Origin of the sequence: Rhodococcus sp. 1163 (assembly GCF_002091985.1) — a bacterium.
GTDB lineage: Bacteria > Actinomycetota > Actinomycetes > Mycobacteriales > Mycobacteriaceae > Rhodococcoides.
The window spans coordinates 63746-85697 of the sequence record NZ_MKKX01000038.1 but is presented as its reverse complement, the minus strand read 5'-3'; the positions used below and the strand labels follow the sequence as shown (position 1 = coordinate 85697).

Annotated in this window: 22 protein-coding genes and 2 tRNA genes; 11 read left to right on the top strand and 13 right to left on the bottom strand. The window is 61.9% G+C overall.

All coding sequences use genetic code 11. From position 1 onward, the window contains the following. Positions 1 to 119: 119 nt before the first annotated feature. Together rpmB and BJD99_RS18090 are read left to right on the top strand one after the other, a co-directional pair. Positions 120 to 311, top strand: a complete 192-nt coding sequence (gene rpmB / locus BJD99_RS18095) for a 50S ribosomal protein L28 (protein ID WP_084348574.1) — start codon at positions 120 to 122, stop codon at positions 309 to 311. Between the two features lie 128 nt (positions 312 to 439). Further along, positions 440 to 1261 carry an enoyl-CoA hydratase-related protein gene (locus BJD99_RS18090; RefSeq protein ID WP_084348573.1) on the top strand — a complete coding sequence of 274 codons (822 nt, stop codon included), beginning with the start codon at positions 440 to 442 and terminating at the stop codon, positions 1259 to 1261. Positions 1262 to 1272: 11 nt separating this feature from the next. Here the strand turns inward: BJD99_RS18090 and BJD99_RS18085 are convergent, their stop codons facing one another. From BJD99_RS18085 to BJD99_RS18075, 3 genes are all read right to left on the bottom strand, one after another. Beyond that, positions 1273 to 1965 (bottom strand): uracil-DNA glycosylase, encoded by a 693-nt coding sequence (locus BJD99_RS18085; RefSeq protein WP_084348572.1) that lies wholly within the window; start codon positions 1963 to 1965, stop codon positions 1273 to 1275. Next, the gene (locus tag BJD99_RS18080) at positions 1962 to 2486 is read right to left on the bottom strand and encodes a gamma carbonic anhydrase family protein (protein WP_084348571.1); all 525 of its coding nucleotides are present in this window, start codon (positions 2484 to 2486) and stop codon (positions 1962 to 1964) included. The genes BJD99_RS18085 and BJD99_RS18080 overlap by 4 nt, the downstream gene beginning before the upstream one ends. Before the next feature lie 78 nt (positions 2487 to 2564). Further along, complete coding sequence (locus tag BJD99_RS18075; protein WP_373270568.1) at positions 2565 to 3491, bottom strand: thiamine-phosphate kinase; 927 nt, start codon at positions 3489 to 3491, stop codon at positions 2565 to 2567. A gap of 244 nt (positions 3492 to 3735) precedes the next feature. On the opposite strand from BJD99_RS18075, the gene BJD99_RS18070 reads away from it, so the two are divergent. Then, positions 3736 to 4335, top strand: coding sequence for a DUF3515 domain-containing protein (locus tag BJD99_RS18070; protein WP_373270558.1), 600 nt, complete (start codon positions 3736 to 3738; stop codon positions 4333 to 4335). A gap of 9 nt (positions 4336 to 4344) precedes the next feature. Here BJD99_RS18070 and BJD99_RS18065 read toward each other — a convergent pair whose 3' ends face one another. Both BJD99_RS18065 and BJD99_RS18060 read right to left on the bottom strand, forming a co-directional pair. Continuing rightward, positions 4345 to 5451 carry a D-alanine--D-alanine ligase family protein gene (locus BJD99_RS18065; RefSeq protein WP_084348568.1) on the bottom strand — a complete coding sequence of 369 codons (1107 nt, stop codon included), beginning with the start codon at positions 5449 to 5451 and terminating at the stop codon, positions 4345 to 4347. 52 nt (positions 5452 to 5503) lie between these two features. Then, positions 5504 to 6502, bottom strand: coding sequence for an NAD(P)H-dependent glycerol-3-phosphate dehydrogenase (locus BJD99_RS18060; RefSeq protein WP_084348567.1), 999 nt, complete (start codon positions 6500 to 6502; stop codon positions 5504 to 5506). A 122-nt stretch (positions 6503 to 6624) separates the two neighbouring features. Between BJD99_RS18060 and cofC the strand changes: the two genes are divergently transcribed. Genes cofC through BJD99_RS18045 form a run of 3 tightly spaced genes read left to right on the top strand, consistent with a single transcriptional unit; the run spans position 6625 to position 10508 of the window. Then, positions 6625 to 7275, top strand: coding sequence for a 2-phospho-L-lactate guanylyltransferase (gene cofC, locus BJD99_RS18055; RefSeq protein ID WP_256895912.1), 651 nt, complete (start codon positions 6625 to 6627; stop codon positions 7273 to 7275). A 60-nt stretch (positions 7276 to 7335) separates the two neighbouring features. After that, on the top strand, positions 7336 to 9573 hold the full coding sequence (locus BJD99_RS18050; protein ID WP_084348566.1) for an RNA degradosome polyphosphate kinase: 2238 nt from the start codon (positions 7336 to 7338) through the stop codon (positions 9571 to 9573). Beyond that, positions 9573 to 10508, top strand: coding sequence for a bifunctional NUDIX hydrolase/histidine phosphatase family protein (locus BJD99_RS18045; RefSeq protein WP_084348565.1), 936 nt, complete (start codon positions 9573 to 9575; stop codon positions 10506 to 10508). The genes BJD99_RS18050 and BJD99_RS18045 overlap by 1 nt, the downstream gene beginning before the upstream one ends. Before the next feature lie 91 nt (positions 10509 to 10599). Here the strand turns inward: BJD99_RS18045 and BJD99_RS18040 are convergent, their stop codons facing one another. From BJD99_RS18040 to leuC, 3 genes are all read right to left on the bottom strand, one after another. Beyond that, positions 10600 to 11304, bottom strand: a complete 705-nt coding sequence (locus BJD99_RS18040) for an HU family DNA-binding protein (protein WP_084348564.1) — start codon at positions 11302 to 11304, stop codon at positions 10600 to 10602. Positions 11305 to 11452: 148 nt separating this feature from the next. Continuing rightward, a complete protein-coding gene (leuD, locus tag BJD99_RS18035) occupies positions 11453 to 12070 on the bottom strand; it encodes a 3-isopropylmalate dehydratase small subunit (RefSeq protein WP_084348563.1) in 618 nt (205 codons plus the stop codon). A gap of 50 nt (positions 12071 to 12120) precedes the next feature. Then, positions 12121 to 13545, bottom strand: coding sequence for a 3-isopropylmalate dehydratase large subunit (gene leuC / locus BJD99_RS18030; RefSeq protein ID WP_084348934.1), 1425 nt, complete (start codon positions 13543 to 13545; stop codon positions 12121 to 12123). 152 nt (positions 13546 to 13697) lie between these two features. On the opposite strand from leuC, the gene BJD99_RS18025 reads away from it, so the two are divergent. From BJD99_RS18025 to BJD99_RS21055, 3 genes are all read left to right on the top strand, one after another. Further along, positions 13698 to 14399 carry an IclR family transcriptional regulator gene (locus BJD99_RS18025; RefSeq protein WP_084348562.1) on the top strand — a complete coding sequence of 234 codons (702 nt, stop codon included), beginning with the start codon at positions 13698 to 13700 and terminating at the stop codon, positions 14397 to 14399. Positions 14400 to 14457: 58 nt separating this feature from the next. Next, positions 14458 to 14955 carry a PPOX class F420-dependent oxidoreductase gene (locus BJD99_RS18020; protein ID WP_084348933.1) on the top strand — a complete coding sequence of 166 codons (498 nt, stop codon included), beginning with the start codon at positions 14458 to 14460 and terminating at the stop codon, positions 14953 to 14955. An 84-nt stretch (positions 14956 to 15039) separates the two neighbouring features. Beyond that, positions 15040 to 15207 carry a DUF5302 domain-containing protein gene (locus BJD99_RS21055; protein ID WP_168708266.1) on the top strand — a complete coding sequence of 56 codons (168 nt, stop codon included), beginning with the start codon at positions 15040 to 15042 and terminating at the stop codon, positions 15205 to 15207. Positions 15208 to 15284: 77 nt separating this feature from the next. Here the strand turns inward: BJD99_RS21055 and BJD99_RS18010 are convergent. Together BJD99_RS18010 and BJD99_RS18005 are read right to left on the bottom strand one after the other, a co-directional pair. Next, a tRNA-Glu gene (locus tag BJD99_RS18010) sits at positions 15285 to 15357 on the bottom strand. Positions 15358 to 15480: 123 nt separating this feature from the next. Continuing rightward, positions 15481 to 15552, bottom strand: a tRNA-Gln gene (locus BJD99_RS18005). A 195-nt stretch (positions 15553 to 15747) separates the two neighbouring features. Here BJD99_RS18005 and BJD99_RS18000 point away from each other — a divergent pair. Next, positions 15748 to 17289: a bifunctional 3'-5' exonuclease/DNA polymerase gene (locus tag BJD99_RS18000; RefSeq protein ID WP_084348560.1), complete on the top strand. Its 1542-nt coding sequence runs from the start codon at positions 15748 to 15750 to the stop codon at positions 17287 to 17289. Here BJD99_RS18000 and BJD99_RS17995 read toward each other — a convergent pair. The 3 genes from BJD99_RS17995 to BJD99_RS17985 are packed head-to-tail and all read right to left on the bottom strand — an operon-like array spanning position 17268 to position 20559. Then, entirely contained in the window at positions 17268 to 18260 is a 993-nt protein-coding gene (locus BJD99_RS17995) for a YihY/virulence factor BrkB family protein (protein ID WP_179142401.1), read from the bottom strand. The two genes, BJD99_RS18000 and BJD99_RS17995, sit on opposite strands and share 22 nt — an antisense overlap. A 16-nt stretch (positions 18261 to 18276) precedes the next feature. Next, entirely contained in the window at positions 18277 to 19749 is a 1473-nt protein-coding gene (gltX, locus tag BJD99_RS17990) for a glutamate--tRNA ligase (protein ID WP_084348558.1), read from the bottom strand. 36 nt (positions 19750 to 19785) lie between these two features. Continuing rightward, complete coding sequence (locus BJD99_RS17985) at positions 19786 to 20559, bottom strand: fumarylacetoacetate hydrolase family protein (protein WP_084348557.1); 774 nt, start codon at positions 20557 to 20559, stop codon at positions 19786 to 19788. A 133-nt stretch (positions 20560 to 20692) separates the two neighbouring features. Between BJD99_RS17985 and BJD99_RS17980 the strand changes: the two genes are divergently transcribed. Then, positions 20693 to 21889: an MFS transporter gene (locus BJD99_RS17980; protein WP_084348556.1), complete on the top strand. Its 1197-nt coding sequence runs from the start codon at positions 20693 to 20695 to the stop codon at positions 21887 to 21889. Positions 21890 to 21952 lie beyond the last annotated feature (63 nt).

Here is a 21952-nt window from a genome sequence, read left to right as displayed (position 1 = left end):
CGCTACGCCCGCTATTCTTGCAGGGTTGCCCGGTGTGGTTCGGCGTACTGTCTGCTGAAGTTATTCGGAGCAATCGCCCGCACGTTAATGATCAATCATCTATCAAGGAGTTCGCGACTATGGCTGCCGTCTGCGACGTATGCGCCAAAGGGCCCGGCTTCGGTAAGTCGGTCTCGCACTCGCACCGACGGACCAACCGTCGTTGGAACCCGAACATCCAGACCGTTCATGCACAGGTTGCCCCCGGCAACAACAAGCGTATGAACGTCTGCACGTCCTGCCTCAAGGCAGGCAAGGTGGTTCGGGGCTGACTTTCGCCCACGAGACTCGACTATGGCCTCACTGCTCTCGGAGCAGTGAGGCCATAGTTGTCTTGTCTGCCACGGCAGTTCAGCAAGAATGTCCTCGCGATCGCTTCTCGATCGTCAGGGCACCGTCGATGCCGACCGATGCGGCCGGATACAGTGCGATTGTGACGAACTTCGAAAGCACGAATCATGTCGAACTGGTTGACGGCGTCCTGAAGATCATCGTGTCGACCGATGCTGCAGGCACCTCGCTCAGTGGCGATGCCATGACCGAAGGGGCTGCGGCACTTCGGTCGGTGAACGCAGGTGATCTTCGCGACGGATGCGTTCTTCTCGTCGGTACCGGCCCCAATTTCTGCGCGGGCGGCAACGTGCGAGCTTTCGCTTCAGCGGACGATCGCGGAAGTTACGTCCGCGCCGTGGCCGACGGCTTCCATGCCTTCGTCCTGGAACTGGCGGCCACGACAGTTCCCGTCGTCGCCGGTGTGCACGGATGGGCAGCAGGTGCCGGGATGAGTTTGGTCTGTCACGCCGATGTCGCCATCGGCGGGCGGGCAACCAAGATGCGTCCGGCTTACCCAGGAATCGGTTTCACCCCGGATGGCGGGATGACCTGGACTTTGCCGCGCATCGTGGGCTCGGTCAGAGCGCGTGACATTCTCCTGAACGACTCGATCCTCAACGGCGAAGAGGCCGTGCGACTCGGATTACTGAGCCGGCTCGTCGGCGACGACATCATCGTGAGCGAGGCCGAGCGGTTGGCTCGAACGTTCGCCGCCGGGCCGACATCGGCTTACCGCGGCGCGAAAGAGTTGCTGGCGCACTCGGAGCACCGGACTCTGGCCGAGCAATTGGAGGCCGAGGCCGTGTCGATCTCCGCGGCGGCGGTTGGACACACAGGCCGCGAAGGTGTCGATGCTTTCGTCGAGAAGCGTCGACCCGATTTTTCCTGACTCGCACACAGTCAGGAAAGCCGCCAGTCGATAGGCTCGTATCCGCCGGCGATCAGTAGCTCATTGGTGCGACTGAACGGCTTGGTGCCGAAGAATCCTCGCGATGCCGACAACGGTGAAGGATGCACGGACTCGATGATGGGAGTCCGTCCCAGCATGGGTTTGAGTGTGGCCGCGTCGCGACCCCACAAGATAGCGACGAGTCCCGACGGCCTTTCTGCTTCCTCGCGCGCTACGAGTGCTCGAATCGCCTGCTCGGTCACCGCTTCCCACCCCTTCTTGCGGTGCGACGCGGCGACCCCTGGTTCGACGGTGAGGACTCTGTTGAGGAGGAGAACCCCCTGATCCGCCCATGGCGTCAGGTCTCCGCTCGATGGCGTCGGAAATCCGAGATCGTTCGAATACTCCTTGAAGATGTTGGCGAGGCTCCGCGGGACGGGGCGAACGTCGGGAGCAACCGAGAAGCTCAGTCCGACAGCGTGGCCGAGTGTCGGGTACGGATCCTGGCCGACGACGAGAACACGGACGTTGGCGAAAGGCCTTGTGAACGCGCGCAGCACGTTCTCACCGGACGGTAAATAGGTGCGTCCCTCGGTGATTTCGTTTCGAAGAAAGTCCCCCATTGCCGAGATCCGGTCCTCCACCGGTGCAAGCGCTGTGGCCCAACCGCTTTCGACGATGTCGGTGAGTGTCCTACCGCTCATACGTCCAACCGCCGAAGCGAGTCGCGGTAGTAGGTGGCATTGGCCGCATACATTTTCACGTTGATGTCGAGGTGACCGAGCGGAACCTCGTATCCCTCGCGGACTTTCGCGGGTACCCCCAGAGCCATCCGTCGCTCTGGAACTACGAATCCGAACGGAACCACCGCGCCGGCGCCGACGATCGAACCAGCACCGATCGTCGAGCCGTTGAGGACCACCGAGCCGGAAGCGATCAGGCAATCGTCACCGATAATTGCCCCTTCCACATGAGCGTTGTGTCCGAGGACGCAGTTCGATCCGATGACGGTCGGATGGATCGGCGTGCAGTGCAAGACCGTTCCGTCCTGCACATTGGTGTGAGAGCCGACCGAAATAGTTCCGTAGTCACCGCGAAGGACTGCTCCCGGCCAGACAGACGAGCCTGCGGCCAGTGTCACAGCTCCGATGATCACAGCGTCAGGATGCACGTAGGCGTCGGGATGTATCTGCGGTTCACGGTCGCCGAGCGCGTAGATTGCCATGTCCTGCAACTTACAGGTCCAAAAAACTTGGCCGACCCAGGTGAAGCCGCCGACGGCAGCGCAGTCGACCCTCGACTGTCAGGTCGAGAAACTCGACCACCCGTTCCCGCCCGAGAACTTCCGACCGTCGACGGTGACCCCGGCACCCTCGCGGACCCAGCCGATCCGAATCCACCCGGCGGGGAGCGAGGCATCCGCCGGGAAGGTGCCTACGAACGAGTGATCCTCTCCACCGTTGAGAGCCCAGTCGAGCGCGGATGACCCGAGATCGTGTGCGGCGTCGACGATCTCCTCGTCCAGGGTGATCGATTCACTGTGGAGATCGATGGCGACCGAGGATGCCTGGGCGATATGGCCGAGATCGGCGATCAACCCGTCGGACACATCGGTCAAAGATGTCGCACCACCGACCGCGGCGGAGATCCCCTGAAGATAGTCGGGTTGCGGAGCGCGATGGAATTCCACGAGGCTGCGATGCCGCGTCGATCCCGCGAGAAGCACAGCGAGACCGCCTGCTGACCACCCCAACCGTCCGCTGACGGCAACGACGTTGCCCGATTCCGCCCCGGACCGCAGGATTGGAGATCTTCCGCCGAGGTCACCGAGCGCGGTGATCGAAATCACCAAGCTGTCACTCTGCACGAGGTCACCACCGACGATTCCGGCGCCTGCTCGGCTCGCCTCCCGCCACAGCCCTTCGGTCACGCCATCTGTGACGTCGATGGACGTGTCGGCCGGGCACCCCAGAGCAACGAGAAATCCGGTGCACCGCGCTCCCATCGCAGCGATGTCCGCACCGTTCTGTGCGATTGCCTTCCGGCCGATATCGACCGGGCTGGACCAGTCCAGACGAAAGTGCCTGCCCTGCACCAACATATCCGTGGTCACGACGACCCTGCCATCCGGTGCGGCGACAACGGCAGCGTCGTCGCCCGGACCCAGGATCGAGTCCGCGGTCTGCACGCGCCCGCGAGTGGCGCGTTCGATAACCGCGAATTCGCCGATCTCGGCAACGGTTCGCTGCCGGACTTCGACACGATCTTCGTCGTCGATGATCTTCCTCCTACATCTGGTGCGGCAGGCTTGCCGCCGACCCTGCGGTACCTCTCAGCTGCGGCCGAGCAGAGACCCGACTACTTTCGACGCGCGCGAGAAACCACCGCGACACTACCTGGGTGTCACGGTGGCGGATTTCGGACGGGCCGATCACCAGTAGGCTGAGCTGTCGAATGTCCGACAACGACTCCTGATGACACCGAGGACGATGAATACCGACGATCACGCGCCCGAGCCCACCCCCGAGCCCGCGCCCGACAAGCGCCATCCCGCGGTAATCGCGACCGCGATCGCACTTCCCGTTGCCCTGATGGTCGGGTTCATCGTGGCTGCGGTATCGATATCCGGAACCTCGACGCGGGCACCCGAGGCCCTTGGGCCGGTCGACGCTCCTGCTGCAGACAGTGCCGACTGCAGCGCACTCGTCGATGCCTTACCAGCATCACTCGGCGACTATGCGACCGTCGAGCTCGCCGATCCGGCACCGCTCGCAACCCGAGCCTGGGCGCTCGACGACGACACATCCGAGCCCGTGGTCTTGCGGTGCGGCCTGAACCGCCCCGACGGATTCGATGTCGCAGCGCCTTTACAGGTGATCAACGGCGTTCAGTGGTTCGAAGTCTCCGGCGCCGACTCGGGCATCGAGGCGAGCACGTGGTTTGCAGTAGATCGCCCGGTGTACGTGGCGCTGACCGTGCCGAACGGGTCCGGACCCACGCCGCTGCAAGATGCCTCTACTGCGATTTCGGACTCACTCGCGCAGACACCTCTCGATCCAGCCCCACTTCGGTAGGTAACCGAACTATCTCAACCCGGTGCCGCGCGCGAGTGCGGTCTGGATGAGGGTGTCGATCAGCGTTCCATAATCGACGCCGGTTGCGTTCCACATCTTCGGGAACATCGAGATCGAGGTGAATCCCGGCATCGTGTTGATCTCGTTGATCACCGGTCCGTCATCTGTGACGAAGAAGTCGACGCGGGCCAGACCTTGGCAGTCCAAGGCACGGAATGCGTCGACTGCTGCAGCCCGGATGGATGCGCTGATGTCCTCGGTCAGAAGTGCCGGAACGTCGAATTCACACACGTTGTCCAGATACTTGCTGTCGAAGTCGTAGAACGTGTGATCGTCGGCTAGGGCGTCGGGCATTCTGATCTCCGCCACTACGCTTGCTCGGATGGATCCATCCGGAAACTCGAGGACTCCGCACTCGACTTCACGTCCGTGAATTGCGGCCTCCACGATCACCTTCGGATCATGTCGGCGAGCCTCTGCCACCGCTGCCGGAAGCTGGTCCCATGCGACGATTCTCGTGATACCGATCGACGATCCCCCACGCGCCGGCTTGACGAACGCGGGCAGGCCCAGCGACTCCTGTTGGTCGGCCGTCAGTGCGTCGGTGCCTCGTCTGAGCACGATCTGCTTGCCGACCGGCAACCCCTCCGATGCCAGAAGCTTCTTGGTGAACTCCTTGTCCATGCCTGCGGCGCTGGCGAAGACTCCAGGCCCGACGTAGGGAATGGTGGCGAGCTCGAGGAGACCCTGCAGCGTGCCATCCTCGCCGTACGGGCCGTGCAGAATGGGAAACACGACGTCCACCGACGCCAAGATCTTTCCTGCGTCCTCGTCACCCAGACCGATGATGGCGCCGCGCCGGGTGGGGTCCGCTGTCAACGCCAGAGCCGTACCGTTCTTGTCCACCGACGGCAGGGACCGTCCGTGGATGGCAAGTTCGTCGACGTCGGTGGCACCGAGAACCCATGCACCATCGGTGGTGATACCGATGGGAATCACGTCGTATCGTTCACGGTCGATGTTGTCGAGCACGCTACCTGCGGATACGCAGGAAACGGCGTGCTCGTTGCTCCGACCACCGAAGATCAGGGCGACTCTGGTACGAGGATTGCTCACGGCGAAACCGTACCGTCACCCCGAAGAGGGGCCTAGACGTGGCCCGCCGACGCTACTCGGGCTTGATCCGACGGCCGAGCAGATGACCCACTGCATCAGGGACCGACAGTCCGCTGTGGCACACGCGGTGCACCGCGTCGGTCAACGGCATCTCGACGTCGTAACTCTCCGCCAGAGCCCGCACCGAGGTGCACGACTTGACGCCTTCGGCGACCTGACCGTTCGCTGCCGCCTGGGCACTCTCCATCGACCCACCGACGCCCAGCCGTTCCCCGAAGGATCGATTTCGTGACAGCGATGACGAACAGGTCGCCACCAGATCACCGACGCCTGCCAAGCCTGCAAGGGTGGCGGGTTTCGCCCCGAGCGCCGAACCGAGCCTGATGATCTCGGCGAGACCACGAGTCATGATCGAGGCGAGCGTGTTTTCGCCGTACCCGACTCCGCTGGCCATGCCGCACGCCAACGCGATCACGTTCTTGCACGCACCACCGATCTCGACCCCGATGACGTCCGAATTAGTGTACGGCCTGAAATATCCAGTGGCACAGGACTTTTGAACCTCTAGAGCACGTCTGGAGTCCGAGCATGCAATAACCGTGGCGGCCGGCTGTCCCTCGGCGATGGGCCGAGCGAGATTCGGGCCGGACAACGCTGCGATTCGGCTCGGATCGGCTCCGGTCACCTGACTGATGACCTGACTCATACGTAGCAATGTCCCGGTCTCGATCCCCTTGGCGAGGCTGAGCAAGGTTGCATCGGCTGGAATCGAGTCGGTCCACACGGCGAGGTTGTCCCGAAGCGACTGTGACGGTACGGCGAGAACGACGATATCCGCACCGTCCAGTGCACGGCCTGGATCACTCGTCGCCGAGATCGAAGACGGCAGTGTGATTCCCGCAAGATAGTCCGTGTTCTCGTGACTATCGTTGATCGACTCGGCCAACTCCGGACGTCTGGCCCACATCGTGACGTCGGTGCCTGCGTCCGCGAGCACCTTCGCGAATGCGGTTCCCCACGATCCAGAACCGAGTACCGCTGCTTTGGTCATCGAACGCCACCTTCTTTGGTTGCCAAGAAATCATGTGGACCACGCCGGACCACAGTATCTGTCCGAGGCGTTGCCGAGGCCGAACTCCACTGATACTCGAGTCGCTGACAGAATGGACCGTCATGGGAAGAGCGCACGTGGTGATTGCCGTCAGGGACCTGGTTAGCGCCAAGTCTCGGTTGGCCGACTCGTTCACCGCTGCCGATCGTGCACGGCTCGTCGTGGCGATGCTTCGCGATACGGCCGAGGCCGCTCGGGCCGTCGACTCGGTCGTCGGGATCACGGTGGTCACTCCCGATCCCGCGGTCGCAAAGATCGCCGAAAGCATGGGCGCGCGCGTTGCGCGGGAGCCGTCGAGCGATCCTTCGGAGGACTCGTCCACACGGCTCAACTCTGCGTTCTCCACTGCTGCATCGGCAATCCGGGCGCAGGATGGACTCGACATCGTTGCACTCCAAGCCGATTTGCCCGCACTGCGCAGCGAGGAATTGGCGCAGGCGTACGCGCGTGCTCGACCGAATGGCCGATCCATAGTCAGCGACCATCATGGAACCGGCACAGCAGCGTTGATCCTCAAGGGCAGTTCGGGTCGTTTCGACCCGCTGTTCGGCCCGGCATCGGCGCAACGTCATCAGGATTCCGGTGCGCTCGACCTCGACGGCCACTGGCCAGGACTGCGTCTGGACGTCGATACGATCTCCGACGTTCGGCTCGCTTTCGAACTGGGTGTGGGTCGCAAAACGACGGAAGTGCTGCACTCGCTCGGTTGGTGAGGTATCGCCGACCAAGTAGACCCGGACAATTCACCGATCCGAGTTTCACAGTCCACCCGAATGGGGGATGATCGGACGGTGAGCAACAGTGAAGGACCAGCCGCCGCCGCCGGATCGTCAGAGTCGGACGGCAGCACCGACACAGTGCAGTCGAGTGCACCGCCGACGAACCCGACGCCAGGTAATCCGACGTCGCTTCCTGCGACTACTGCGCTCGATTCTCTGGACGCCGCGGACGCACTGCCCGAGAACCGGTACCTGAACCGGGAATTGAGCTGGCTCGACTTCAACTCCCGCGTCCTCGCTCTCGCGGAGGATTCATCTCTACCGCTTCTGGAGCGAGCGAAGTTCCTCGCCATCTTCGCGTCCAATTTGGACGAGTTCTACATGGTGCGAGTGGCAGGCCTGAAGCGCCGCGACGAGACAGGGTTGTCGGTCCGCTCCGCGGACGGTCTCACACCGCGTGAACAATTGGCTCTGATCGGTGAGCGCACTCAACAGCTTGCACACCGCCATGCTCGCGTCCTCCTCGACGCCATACTCCCCGAGCTGACTTCCGAGGGCATCGCGATCATCCGCTGGTCCGATCTCGATGCGGATGAGAGGGAGCGTCTGTCCGGTTATTTCCACGAACAAGTGTTTCCGGTCCTCACCCCGCTCGCCGTCGACCCGGCTCACCCGTTCCCCTACATCAGCGGGTTGAGCCTCAATCTTGCTGTGACAGTGAAGGACTACGCCACCTCGGGTGAGCACTTCGCACGCGTCAAGGTGCCGGACAACGTCGATCGTTTCGTCCGAGTACGACGCGGCGACGGCAGCCATCGCATCGATGCGTTTCTGTCGATGGAGGAAGTGATCTCCGCACATCTCGATGTGCTGTTCCCTGGTATGGACGTAGTGGAAAGCCACGCCTTCCGCATCACTCGCAACGCCGACTTCGAGGTAGAGGAAGATCGAGACGAGGATCTCCTCCAAGCATTGGAGCGCGAACTCGCGCGTCGCAGATTCGGCTCTCCCGTTCGACTCGAGATCGCAGACGACATGACCGAGCACATGCTCGAATTGCTGCTGCGAGAGTTGGATGTCGACCCCGGTGACGTGATTCAGGTGCCCGGCTTGCTCGACCTCTCATGCCTGTGGCAGGTGTACGGCGTGGACCGGCCGAACCTTAAGGATGCGCCTTTCGTACCTGCAACGCATCCGGCATTCGGGGAACGTGAAACTCCCAAAAGTGTCTTCTCCACCCTTCGCGACGGGGACGTACTGGTACATCACCCCTACGACTCTTTCTCCACCAGCATTCAGCGCTTCATCGAGCAAGCTGCGGCCGACCCCCAGGTTCTCGCCATCAAGCAAACTCTGTATCGAACGTCCGGCGACTCCCCCATCGTCAACGCTCTCGTCGATGCCGCAGGTGCGGGCAAGCAGGTGGTGGCACTCGTGGAGATCAAGGCAAGATTCGATGAGCAAGCCAACATCGAATGGGCGCGCAAGCTCGAAAAGGCAGGGGTCCATGTCGTCTATGGACTCGTAGGACTGAAAACGCACTGCAAGACGTGCTTGGTGGTTCGCCGCGAAGGCTCTGTGATCAGACGGTACTGCCACATCGGAACCGGCAACTACAACCCGAAGACCGCTCGAATCTACGAGGACGTGGGCTTGTTGACCTCCTCGCCCGAGATCGGCGCCGATCTCACGGATCTGTTCAACTCTTTGACGGGGTACTCGCGAAAGACCAGTTATCGCAACCTCCTCGTAGCTCCCTACGGGGTGCGCCGGGGCATCGTGGAACGTATCGAAGGCGAGATCGAGCGCAAGCTGGCGGGCGGCGAGGCGGGAATTCGGCTCAAGGCCAACGCCCTCGTCGACGAGCAAGTGATCGATGCGCTCTATCGCGCATCGGCGGCCGGTGTCTCGGTTCAGGTCGTCGTACGCGGAATCTGCGCACTGAAGCCGGGTGTACCCGGCCTGAGTGAGAACATCGAAGTACGTTCCATTCTCGGTAGATTCCTCGAGCACTCGCGTGTACTGAATTTTCGGGGTGCCGATGAGTTCTGGATCGGAAGCGCGGACATGATGCACCGAAATCTCGACCGTAGAGTCGAAGTCATGGCGCAGGTGAAGGATCCACGCCTCACTCATCAGCTGGACGAAATTTTCGAGTCTGCTTTGGATCCGACGACTCGTTGCTGGGAACTGAGAGCGGACGGAGGCTGGGCAGCGTCCCCCGCCCATGGCGAGAAGGTCCGTGAACACCAACAGGAATTGATGCGTAGTCGTCGAAACCAGGCTTCGTAATGGCAAACCGCAGCACGCCACTGCCTGCCAACATCTTTGCCGCCGGGGCGGTTCTGTGGCAAAAATCTCAGAGCGTGAACGGAGAGATCAGCGTCGCACTCGTTCACCGGCCGAAGTACGACGACTGGTCTTTTCCGAAAGGGAAGATCGATCCAGGAGAGACTGCGGTGGTGGCGGCCGTCCGAGAGGTCGAGGAGGAGACCGGGTTCGCCGCACGCTTCGGGCGATACCTGTCGAAGGTCACGTATCCCGTTCCCGGGCATAGACGGATAAAGAAGGTCGACTACTGGGCGGCAGAAGCATACGACGGCAAGTTCGAACCGAACGACGAAGTCGACGAGCTCCGCTGGGTCTCACCGACCGAGGCATCGGAGGAGTTGTCGTACCCGATGGATCGGAAGATCCTCCGTAGATTTCTCGAGAAGCCGCCCGACACCGACACCGTCCTTCTCGTCAGACATGGGCGCGCCGGGCGACGCTCACGATACAAAGGCGACGACACGTTGCGGCCGCTGGACAAGGTCGGACAATCTCAGGCCGACGCACTGGTCGCTCAGCTCTTGGCATTCGGAGCCGACGGCGTCCACTCCGCCGACAGGCGACGTTGTGTTCAAACAGTGCAACCTTTGGCCGATCGGCTCGGCGAAGAGATCACCTTGGAGCCGCTCCTCTCCGAGGAAGGCTACTGGGAGGATCCCGCGGGTGCGCGCGAGCGTGCACGTGCGATCGCGTCGGCGGGTGGTGTCCGAGCAATTTGCAGCCAGGGGAAAGTCATCCCGGATCTGTTGCAGTCGTGGGCCGATGAGGACGGCGTGAAACTCCCGCCGAACCGGAACCGCAAGGGCAGCGTCTGGGTACTTTCACTCCACGGTGGTCGGTTGATTGCAGCAGACCACCTTGCCAGTCCATTGCCGGTGATTCCGGCCGGGGATTGAACCAGTAGATCCTCACACACGAAAACAGGGCCCAGGCAGTATCTGCTTGGGCCCTGCTCTCTGTCCGTTCGTCGATTACTGAATCGACGAACTACTTGCGAGCTGCGCGCTTTGCCGGGGCCTTCTTTGCCGCGGTCTTCTTCGCTGCAGTCTTGGCCGGAGCCTTCTTCGCTGCAGCAGTGGCCGGAGCCTTCTTCGCTGCAGTCTTGGCCGGAGCCTTCTTCGCTGCCGCAGTGGTCGTGGCCTTCTTGACAGGCGCCTTCGCGGGAGCCTTCTTGGCCACTGTCTTACGTGCCACCGTCTTGGCGGGAGCTGCCTTCTTCGCGACGGTCTTGGCCGGCGCTGTCTTCTTTGCGACGGTCTTGACCGGTGCAGCCTTCTTGGCCGCGGCAGTGGTCTTGCGTGCCGTGGTCTTGACTGCGGCCTTCTTGGCGGCCGTCTTCTTCGCTGCAGCAGTCTTCTTGACTGGCGCCGAAGCGGATCCACGCTTTACTGCGGGTCCGGTTGCGGGAAGCTTCTGTCCGCCGGCGATCACTGCCTTGAACTGAGCGCCCGGACGGAATGCGGGGACATTGGTCGGCTTTACCCGAACCGTCTCACCGGTGCGCGGGTTGCGGGCGACACGCGCCGCACGACGACGCTGCTCGAAGACGCCGAAACCAGTGATGGTTACGCTCTCGCCGCGATGGACCGCACGCACGATGGTGTCGACGATGTTCTCGACAGCCTCTGTGGCGCTCCGCCTATCCGACCCCAACTTCTCGGTCAGGGCGTCAATCAGCTCTGCCTTGTTCATGGAATTCCTCCGCAATATTGTGGTCCATCGTCGGACCGACTACTACAACGGTAAACCCCAAGTCGTCAAGAGTCTATGCGCCACGCCATTTCTCATCACGTGTCGCGCAATGTGACAGGGCCACACAGCGTGTCGGAGCGCTCCCTCGTCACCCTTCCAAAGGTTCCTCGATACGTGCCGGAAGCGTCGCAGGTTTCCATGAAGGCCTTGACTTTTCGTACTCGGAGATCGCCTCTACCTGGCGTAATGTCAGTCCGATGTCGTCCAGACCTTCCAGCAGACGCCATCTCGTGTAGTCGTCAATGGCAAAGCGCACCACCAAGGTTCCGGCCGTTATGGTCTTCGATTCGAGGTCGACAAGAATTTCCAGACCGGGCTGTTCCTCGAGGACTTTCCAGATCAATTCGACGTCGCTCTGCTCGACTTCTGCCGCGAGAAGCCCCGCCTTTCCAGCGTTCCCACGAAAGATGTCGGCGAAACGAGATGCGATGACGACCCGAAATCCGAAGTCCGATAGCGCCCACACTGCATGCTCGCGGGAAGATCCAGTTCCGAAGTCGGGGCCGGCAACCAGAACCGAGCCTCGGTCGTAAGGGCTCACATTGAGAATGAATTCCGGGTCGTTACGCCATGCTGCGAAGAGTCCGTCTTCGAAACCGGTGCGCGTCACCCGCTTCAGGTACTCCGCAGGAATGATCTGGTCGGTGTCGACGTTCGAACGGCGCAGAGGCACGCCGATTCCTTGGTGGCGGATAAAGGCTTCCATCGAAAAATCTCCTACGTTTGACGAACGATCAGGCGGCTCGAGCGAAAGAACTAATCAAGATCGGCAGGGGACGACAGTGTCCCTCTGACCGCGGTGGCGGCCGCGACCAATGGCGAGACAAGGTGCGTACGGCTGCCTTTGCCTTGCCGACCCTCGAAATTTCGATTGGAAGTCGACGCCGATCGCTCCCCTACAGCCAATTGATCGGGGTTCATTCCCAGGCACATCGAACATCCCGCTTGGCGCCACTCGGCTCCTGCGGCAGTGAAGATGTCGCCGAGACCTTCCTTTTCGGCCTGGGCGCGAACCCGCATCGATCCGGGCACCACCAGCATGCGCACCCCCTTCGCCACCGTCCGCCCTTCCAGGACTCCCGCGACGGCACGCAGATCTTCGATTCGTCCGTTCGTGCACGAACCGACGAACACTGTGTCGATCGACACCTCTCGAAGTGGCGTCCCCGCTTCGAGACCCATGTACGCCAACGCCTTCTCGGCCGAGAGCTTTTCTCCCTCGTCGGTCATGTCGGCCGGGTTCGGCACCCGATCTGCCAGTGGCGCACCCTGACCGGGGTTCGTACCCCACGTGACGAACGGAGTCAGACTGGAAGCATCGATGTGAACTTCGTTGTCGAAGACTGCGTCCGCGTCCGTTGCGAGTTCCTCCCACGCCGAAACAGCGGCGTCCCAGTCGCTTCCCTGCGGGGCATGCGGCCGGCCTTTGATGTACTCGTACGTGATCTCGTCGGGTGCGATCATCCCGGCACGCGCACCTGCCTCGATCGACATGTTGCAGATGGTCATTCGAGCTTCCATCGAAAGGTTTCGAATGGCTTCGCCGCGGTATTCGAGTATGTATCCCTGCCCGCCACCCGTCCCAATCTTGGCGATGACGGCCAGAATCAAATCCTTACTCGTCACCCCGGGCGCCAATTCTCCGTCCACGGTTATCGCCATCGTCTTGAACGGCCTCAGCGACAGAGTCTGAGTGGCCATCACATGCTCGACCTCGCTGGTTCCGATTCCCATCGCTATCGCCCCGAATGCACCGTGGGTAGAGGTATGACTGTCTCCGCAGACAACTGTCATACCCGGCTGCGTCAGACCGAGTTGAGGTCCGATGATGTGCACGATTCCTTGATCGAGATCGCCCATGGGGTACAGGCGAACTCCGAATTCTTCACAGTTCCTACGAAGAGTGTCGACCTGGGTGCGCGAGACGAGATCCGCGATCGGCGCAAAGATATCGGCCGTCGGGACGTTGTGATCCTCGGTTGCGATGGTGAGATCCGGTCGACGCAGCGGGCGGTCGGCCAGACGAAGACCGTCGAACGCTTGCGGACTCGTCACCTCGTGAACGAGGTGGAGATCGATGAAGATGAGATCGGGTTCCCGGGAGCCCCCTTCGCCGCCGCCTCGAACGACGACGTGCTGGTCCCATACCTTCTCTGCCAGAGTGCGTGCTGTGCCGGCCATCAATGCCACCAACCTTTTCCTGATGTATGTCGCGCCGGTGGACTACGGGCTGGCCCACGTCGCGCTATCGCACCGACATTGCGTATCTCCCGCCGCGAGCGAGCACATTCCACAATGTGCATTCCCACGATGCGAGACGCTAGTATCGGTCTATGAGACAGCATAGCGGCATCGGCGTTCTGGACAAAGCGATGGGGGTTCTCCATGCGGTTGCCGCGGAACCCTGCACGCTCAGTGATCTCTGCATCAGAACCGGGCTCCCCCGCGCCACCGCACATCGCCTGGCCGTCGGTCTCGAAGTCCACAGGCTCGTTGCGCGTGACGCGCACGGGCTCTTCCGGCCCGGGCCGGGACTGGCCGAACTTGCGGCGACTGCCACCGACACCTTGCTCGACGCAGCAGCGTCCGTCCTTCCGCGCTTGCGCGAAATCACGGGCGAAAGCGTGCAAATCTACCGGCGCGAGGGCACCGTACGGGTCTGCGTTGCCTCGATGGAACCGCCGACAGGTCTGCGCGACACGGTTCTCGTCGGTGCCCGCCTTCCCATGTCGGCAGGCTCCGGCGCGAAAGTTCTACTCGCTTGGGCCGATCCGCAGACCCAACGCACCGTTCTGCCGGATGCCGAATTCGGGGAACGTGTGCTGATCGAAGTCCGCAGGCGGGGTTGGGCTCAGAGTGCCGGGGAACGTGAGCCTGGAGTCGCCAGCGTCGCAGCACCGGTTCGAGATGCGGCAGGAAATGTCATCGCCGCTGTATCGGTCTCAGGGCCCATCGACCGAATCGGCCGTAGACCCGGCGCGCGTTGGGCCGCAGATCTACTCGCTGCTGCCGAGGCGATACACAAACGGCTCTGACACGAACATATTCGGAATCTACGATCCTCGATGCCCCGTTCTCTGATAAGCAATGAGCGTGGGAACTAATCAGCGCGCGCAGATAACAATGACCGACGTCGAAATCGCGACGTTCATCGACAGAAGTCGAGTTGCGACTCTCGCCACCATCGGAGCCGATGGACAGCCTCACCTCGTAGCAATGTGGTACGGCGTCATCGACGGCGAGGTGTGGTTCGAGACCAAGGCAAAGTCTCAGAAGGCCGTCAACATACGTCGTGACTCACGGATCACGGTGCTCGTCGAGGACGGCAACACCTATGACACTCTCCGCGGCGTCTCCTTCGAAGGGACAGCGGAGATACTCGACGACCCCGAATCGATCTCTGCAGTAGGCATAAGCGTGTGGGAACGGTACACCGGGCCGTATTCGGAACAGGTGCGTCCGATGGTGGAGCAGATGATGAAGAAGCGGATTGCAGTCAGGGTCGTGGTCGACCGCACCCGCTCGTGGGATCACCGCAAGCTCGGCCTACCCGCTATTCCACTGGGTGGATCCACGGCCGAACACGTATAGCGGGTGAGAGTGGAGACAGAGACGTCAATCTCCGCTCCGATTCTGCGGTACCTTTTTCTCGTCACCGACGTGCAAGGAGCGATCATGACAGAACCCAGCAAAGAAGACACGAAGAAGAAGTTTCGCGAGGCCCTGGAAAAGAAGAATCACAAGTCGGCTACCGCGGTCGAGCACAAGGATGGCGGACCGAAGGTGAACAACGCCCACGGCCCCGCCGATCATCAGCGGATGTTCCGACGCAAGAGCGTCTAGGTTCGTAGACGTAGACCCACTCGCACAGAACGAAAAGACCCTCTCACCGAACCGGTGAGAGGGTCTTTTGTTCGTTGTAGCCCCGACGGGATTCGAACCCGCGCTACCGCCTTGAGAGGGCGGCGTCCTAGGCCGCTAGACGACGGGGCCAGGAACTTCTTCGAATGCAACCAGACTTCGGTTGCAAGCACAATCAACTGTGTACGACCAGATGAGAGCTTAGCCAGCTTAACCGGCTGACGTTCGGTAACAAAATCACCACCGAAACGCTTGCTGGGGTACCAGGACTCGAACCTAGAATGGCGGTACCAGAAACCGCTGTGTTGCCAATTACACCATACCCCAATGACCTTCTACGACGTCCACACAACCAACATGTGCACTGCGTTCTGGGCCGGAATAGAGACTATCAAAGGACACCCGGGTTTCTCCAAATCGGCTGGTCAGAGTCTCGAACTACGCACCAGAGCGTCCTCTGGACCCGCGGGAACGACCTCGAACGTCCTAGCGGACACTCGATCTTGTGATCAACGACGGTAGATGCGAGTGAAAGTTGTCGTAGTGCCGACGGGCACCGTTCATCACCTCTTCCCCACCGACGACGACGGGCGCCTGTCCGGGCAGCGAGAAGAATGCACCGACCTCGCTGCAGCCGTGTACCGAATCGAGACCGCAGATCGTCCCAGGTGGATTTGGGAGTCCACTGCGCGTACCTATGGCCCCCTGCTGGAGGCAGGGGTACACGTCGACCGCTGTCACGATCTTTCCCTCGTGGAAGGGATCCTCGCCGTCCGCCGCGGCGAGGTCCCCCCACCCACGACTGCGCCCGAAGACGACCGCCCGGGGTTGTTCGACGCATACGCATATCCGAGCTCCGAATCGATCCTCGACTTGCATCGCCGGCACGTAGCGGAAAGCGCGACATCGACCGGCCTCCGACTCTTGTTCGCTGCAGAATCCGCGGGGGCACTCGCCGCTGCGGAGATGAGCCACGCCGGTTTGCCATTCTCTGCCGACGCACACGATCGATACCTCGAGACGATGCTCGGCCGACGCCCTCGCGACGGAGACTTGCCGCCCGCGATCATCGAGCTCGAATCCGAGATCAGCGCTGTGTTCGGTCGCCGAGTCAATCCGAGTTCACACCTGGAAGTAATCGCCGCTTTTGCCCGGGACGATATCGAACTGACCTCGACGCGTGCCCACGTTCTCAGCGCCGTCGATCACCCGGCAGTTCCCCTGTTGCTTCGCCACCGGGATCTGTCGAAGTTGTTCGGTACCAACGGATGGGCATGGTCGAAGGCATGGGTTCGGCAGGACCGATTTCGCCCAGTCTATGTGCCCGGTGCGGTGGTGTCCGGTCGCTGGGCCAGCCGCGGTGGTGGTGGACTTCAACTTCCGAAACCCCTGCGCACCAGCGTGATAGCGGAGCCTGGCCACGATTTCGTCATCGCCGACGCCGGACAGCTCGAGCCACGGATATTGGCTGCGATGTCGGCCGATCCCGCAATGACCGAGGCTGCCGGTACCGAAGATCTGTACGCCCCCGTCGCACAGGCGGCCTTCGGCGGCGACCGAAACAAAGCGAAAGTTGCCATCCTCGGGGTCTTGTACGGCGCCACCTCAGGTGAGTCGCGGTCCCTTCTTGCCTTGCTACGCCGCAGGTTCCCCGAGGCCGTGGAGTACCTCGAGCGGGCCGCTCGGAGCGGTGAACGCGGGGAGGTCGTCCATTCATGGCTCGGGCGCGCGTGTCCGCGACCGTCGGCCGAGTGGTGGGCACACGGCGATGCACACGCGCGCGGGCGATTCACCCGAAACTTTCTCGTGCAGGCGACCGCGTCGGAATGGGCAGTATGCCTGTTGGCCGAGTTACGAAAGAGGCTGGCAGCCGAACCGGGGTCCGGCGAACTCGTCTTCTTTCAACACGACGAGGTAGTCGTGCACAGTCGCGACTGCGTCACAGCTCGTCGGCACATCGAAGACGCCGCACTCAGTGCCACACGGCTCCTCTTCGGCGACACCGCAGTTCGATTTCCGATGGATATCGCAGTGAGAGCTTGCTACGCCGATCCGGAGGACTGAGCTTCTTCCTCGGATCCATGCCCGTCGAAGGTCACCTCGATCTCCTCGAACCCCTTGCTGCGTTGTGCTTCCGCCTGCCCGGTGTAGGTGAGACGGTCACCCTCGGTAAGGATCACGTCGTCGGTGAACGGCGTCAGAAGTGAACGGGGGTAGAGCTTTTCCACCCGAACTACATCGATCTCGACGGCGAAGACGATGAGCACCGAAGCGATGTACATGAACGCCAGAAGTCCGATCACTACCGCGAATACCCCGTTGGTGATCGACGCTCGGCCCACGACATATCTGATGTACACGCCGCCGAATGTCTGCAGAATCTGCCAGAGAACCCCGGCCACGATAGCCCCCGGAAGCACGTTCGAGATCGACAAGTCGCGGGCCGTCGCCAGCCGGAAAGCGACGGTGAAGACGATGATGTTGAGAAGAATGGACGCAATCAGCACCACACTGCCGTTGATGCGGCCGAAGACACCGGCAGAGCTGGCAACGTTGACGGCAGTGATAGCCAGGACGGCGACCCCGACCGTGCTGAGTAGCGCAAGCCCGCGCACTCGTGAACGAATCGGGTTCGGGCGAAGGTTCTTCGGTACTGCCCACGCAACATTCATCGCATTCTGAACGGCTACGGCGACCCCGAGCCCACCGTAGAGCGAACCCAGGACACCGATGATCAGACCGAGATTTCCGCCGCCGATCTTGTCCGGTTCACCGACCTCGTCACCGATGATAGGAATCTGACTCAGCGCCGAATCCAGAATCTGTTGCTGCAACCGCGGATCACCGGCCAACACGATTCCTAGGATGGTCGATCCGAGCAACAGCAATGGAAAGAGCGACAGAAACGCATAATAGGCGATCAGGGCAGCGAGATAGCCGCCCTGATCGTCCACGAACTTGTAGATCACCGCCAGCGGAAAGCCGAGGACCGGGTGGCGACGCTGGACTCGGTCCACCCGTGCGGCGATAGACACCCGGTTACCGCGCCGATCAGCCGATGGAGGCGCGCGCAGCGCCGAGTCGCGCGAGCGTCTTCTCGCGCCCGAGGAGTTCCATCGACTCGTACAGTGGCGGAGAGATGTGCGATCCGGTCACCGCGACGCGGACCGGTGCAAAAGCCTTGCGCGGCTTGAGTTCCAAGCCGTCGATCAGTGCCGCTTTGAGCGTCGCCTCCAGATCTGCCGTGCGCCAGGAAGACAACTCGGTCAATGCCGTGATGGTCGCGTCGAGAACGGGTCCGGCATCGGCATTCAGATTCTTCGCCGCCGCCGCTGGGTCCACCCCGAAGTCACTGTCGGCGACGTACAGGAACTTCAGCAGTCCCCAGGCGTCCGACAACACCACGATGCGTGTCTGCACGAGATCGGCGGCCACGGCAAACTGCTCTTCGTCGACCTGCTCGGGCAAATGCCCCTGCTCGGTCAGGAACGTGCGCAGTCGCGCTGCGAAATCCGCAGGCTCGAGCAGCCGAATGTGCTCGGCGTTGATGGCATCGGCCTTCTTCTGGTCGAATCGAGCCGGGTTCGAGTTCACCGTGGAGATGTCGAACGCCGCCACCATCTCCTCGAGAGAGAAGACGTCATGGTCGTCGGAAATGCCCCAGCCGAGAAGCGCCAAGTAGTTCAGCAGTCCCTCGGGCACGAATCCGCGGTCACGGTGGATGAAGAGATTGGATTCAGGATCGCGCTTGGACAGCTTCTTGTTCCCCGGGCCCATCACGAACGGTAGGTGGCCGAATTCGGGTGTGCTGTCCGCGACACCGATCCGGATGAGCGCCTCGTACAACGCCAACTGTCTCGGGGTCGAGGACAGCAGGTCCTCACCGCGAAGCACGTGTGTGATCTTCATCAGCGCGTCGTCCACCGGATTCACCAACGTGTACAACGGAATCCCGTTACCGCGGGTGAGCGCGAAGTCCGGGACGGTCCCTGCTTTGAATGTCGTCTCCCCACGGACGAGGTCCGTCCACGACAGGTCGTGATCGGGCATACGCAACCGAACGACGGGGCTGCGGCCTTCGTCGAGGAACTTCTGGCGCTGCTCGTCGGTCAAATCCCGATCGAAATTGTCGTAACCCAACTTGGGGTCCCGCCCAGCGGCCTTGTGGCGGGTCTCGACCTCCTCGGGGGTCGAGAAGGAGTGGTACGCCTCCCCAGCTTCGAGCAACTGCCGGACTACATCGAGATGCTGATCACGCCGGAGCGACTGCCGATACGGTTCGTACGGCCCACCGACCTCCGGGCCCTCGTCCCAGGTGAGTCCGAGCCATCGCAGTGCGTCGAGAATCGCCGCGTACGACTCTTCGGAATCACGCGCTGCATCGGTGTCTTCGATGCGGAAGACGAAAGCACCACCATGATGGCGCGCGAACGCCCAGTTGAACAGTGCCGTGCGGATCAAGCCCACGTGCGGGGTTCCGGTCGGTGACGGACAGAATCGGACTCGTACTTCGTTGGAGGTCATAGCTCGCTCGCGTTCGAGGGGAAGGTGAAAGGATCGTCAGTTCTTGGCGGCGACGGGGTTGGTCAGCGTGCCGATGCCCTCGACCGTGACCGACACGGACTGTCCCGCGGTGATCGGACCGACGCCCTCGGGGGTACCGGTGAGGATCACGTCGCCGGGCAGCAGAGTCATGACGGCCGAGACCCACTCGATGATCTCAGGGATATCGTGCAGCAGCAACGACGTCCTACTGCGCTGTTTCACTTCGCCGTCGACCTCGGTCGTGATTTCGAGGTCGGAGGCGTCGAGCGAGGTCTCGATCCAAGGCCCGAGCGGGCAGAACGTGTCGTGCCCCTTGGCCCTGGTCCATTGACCGTCGTGCCGTTGATGGTCGCGAGCAGATACGTCGTTCGCGACGGTATAACCCAGGATCACATCGAGAGCTTTCGCTGCAGGCACGTCCTTGCACGGACGCCCGATCACGATGGCCAGCTCGCCTTCGTAGTGAACCTCGTTCGAGGTAGCCGGCAACATGATGGGCGCTCCCGGCCCGACGATCGAGGTGTTCGGCTTGATGAAGATAACGGGATCCTTGGGAGCCTCCCCGCCCATCTCGGCTACATGTGCAGCGTAGTTCTTTCCGACCGCTATGACTTTGCTGGCAAGGATCGGCGCGAGCAGACGAACGTCGGCCAGTGGCCACGACCGGCCTGTGAAAGTCGGTGTGCCGAAGGGATGTTCGGCAATCTCCTTGGCGGTGCGTTCATCACCCTCTCCCTCGATACTCACGAATGCCACACCATCAGGACTTGCAATTCGACCCAGACGCATGTCGAAAGTCTATCGACCTTCCATTACGCGGCGTCCATGCCGTCCGATGCAGCATGCGATACGGGTGTAACGTCGCACCTGCATTTCAGATACCAAGATTCAAAGTTCACATAGTGGGATAGGAAATGAGGCCATGACTACAACGGATCACGTGCTGGACACCGACAGCGCGAGAAAGTGGTTCATGCTCGCGCTCGGAATGCTTGCGCAGACTTCAGGCGCGGTGTTCATCAACGGTGCTGCATTTCTCATTCCGGCTCTGCACGAGGATCGCGGGTTGAGCCTGCCCAGTGCTGGACTGCTCGTCGCGATGCCGACGGTGGGCATCATGCTCACGCTGATCGCGTGGGGCATGCTCGTCGACCGCATCGGCGAACGCCTCGTACTCACTCTTGGGCTCAGCCTCACTGCGGCTGCCAGCTTCGCGGCGTACTTCACCAGCTCGTTCGAGATGCTCGGCCTGTGCCTGCTGATCGGCGGAATGTCCGCAGCCAGCGCAAACAGTGCATCCGGACGCGTCGTCGTGGGATGGTTCCCGCCCCAACGACGCGGCCTCGCCATGGGAATCCGCCAGATGTCGGTACCACTGGGCGTCGCCATCGCTGCGCTGTCGATACCGCCCATCGCGCGAGACCACGGCGTCGCGGCGGCACTGTTGGTCCCCGCAGTCATCTGCGCACTGGCAGCCGTGCTGTGCCTGGCCGTCGTCGATCCCCCACGCCCGACGCGAGCCGATGCAGCCGAACGGGGACTACTTGAAAACCCGTACAGGGCCAGTTCTCAACTCTGGCGGATTCATTCCACCTCGATCCTGCTCGTGGTGCCTCAGTACGTCGTGTGGACCTATGCGCTCGTCTGGCTCATGACCGATCGCGAATGGTCGGCAGCCTCGGCAGGCATCTTGGTGACCGTCACCCAAGTCCTCGGAGCGTTCGGCCGAATGGGAGTCGGCGCACTGTCGGACCGAGTCGGAAGCCGAATGCGTCCGTTGCGATGGGTCGCGATCTCGACGACCGTGAGCATGCTCGCGCTCGCCGTCACCGACTGGCTGGACTCCCCGATCTCCATCGCACTGTTGGTCGTGGCTTCGATCGTCACCGTTGCACCCAACGGGTTGGCCTTTACTGCCGTTGCCGAGTTCTCGGGATCCTATTGGAGCGGGCGCGCCCTCGGCGTCCAGAACACCGGGCAGTACATCGCGGCGTCTCTCGTACCGCCGGCGTTCGGCGCCCTCGCCGCAGTGAGCTTTCCGCTGGCATTCCTGGTCTCGGCCGTCTTCCCTGCCTTGTCCGTCCCCGTCATCCCCGAAGATCACGAGAGCAACGAGTAGAGACCGAGAACGAACGAATGCCTCTCACCGCACCCAGAAGGTGCACGTGAGAGACATTCGACT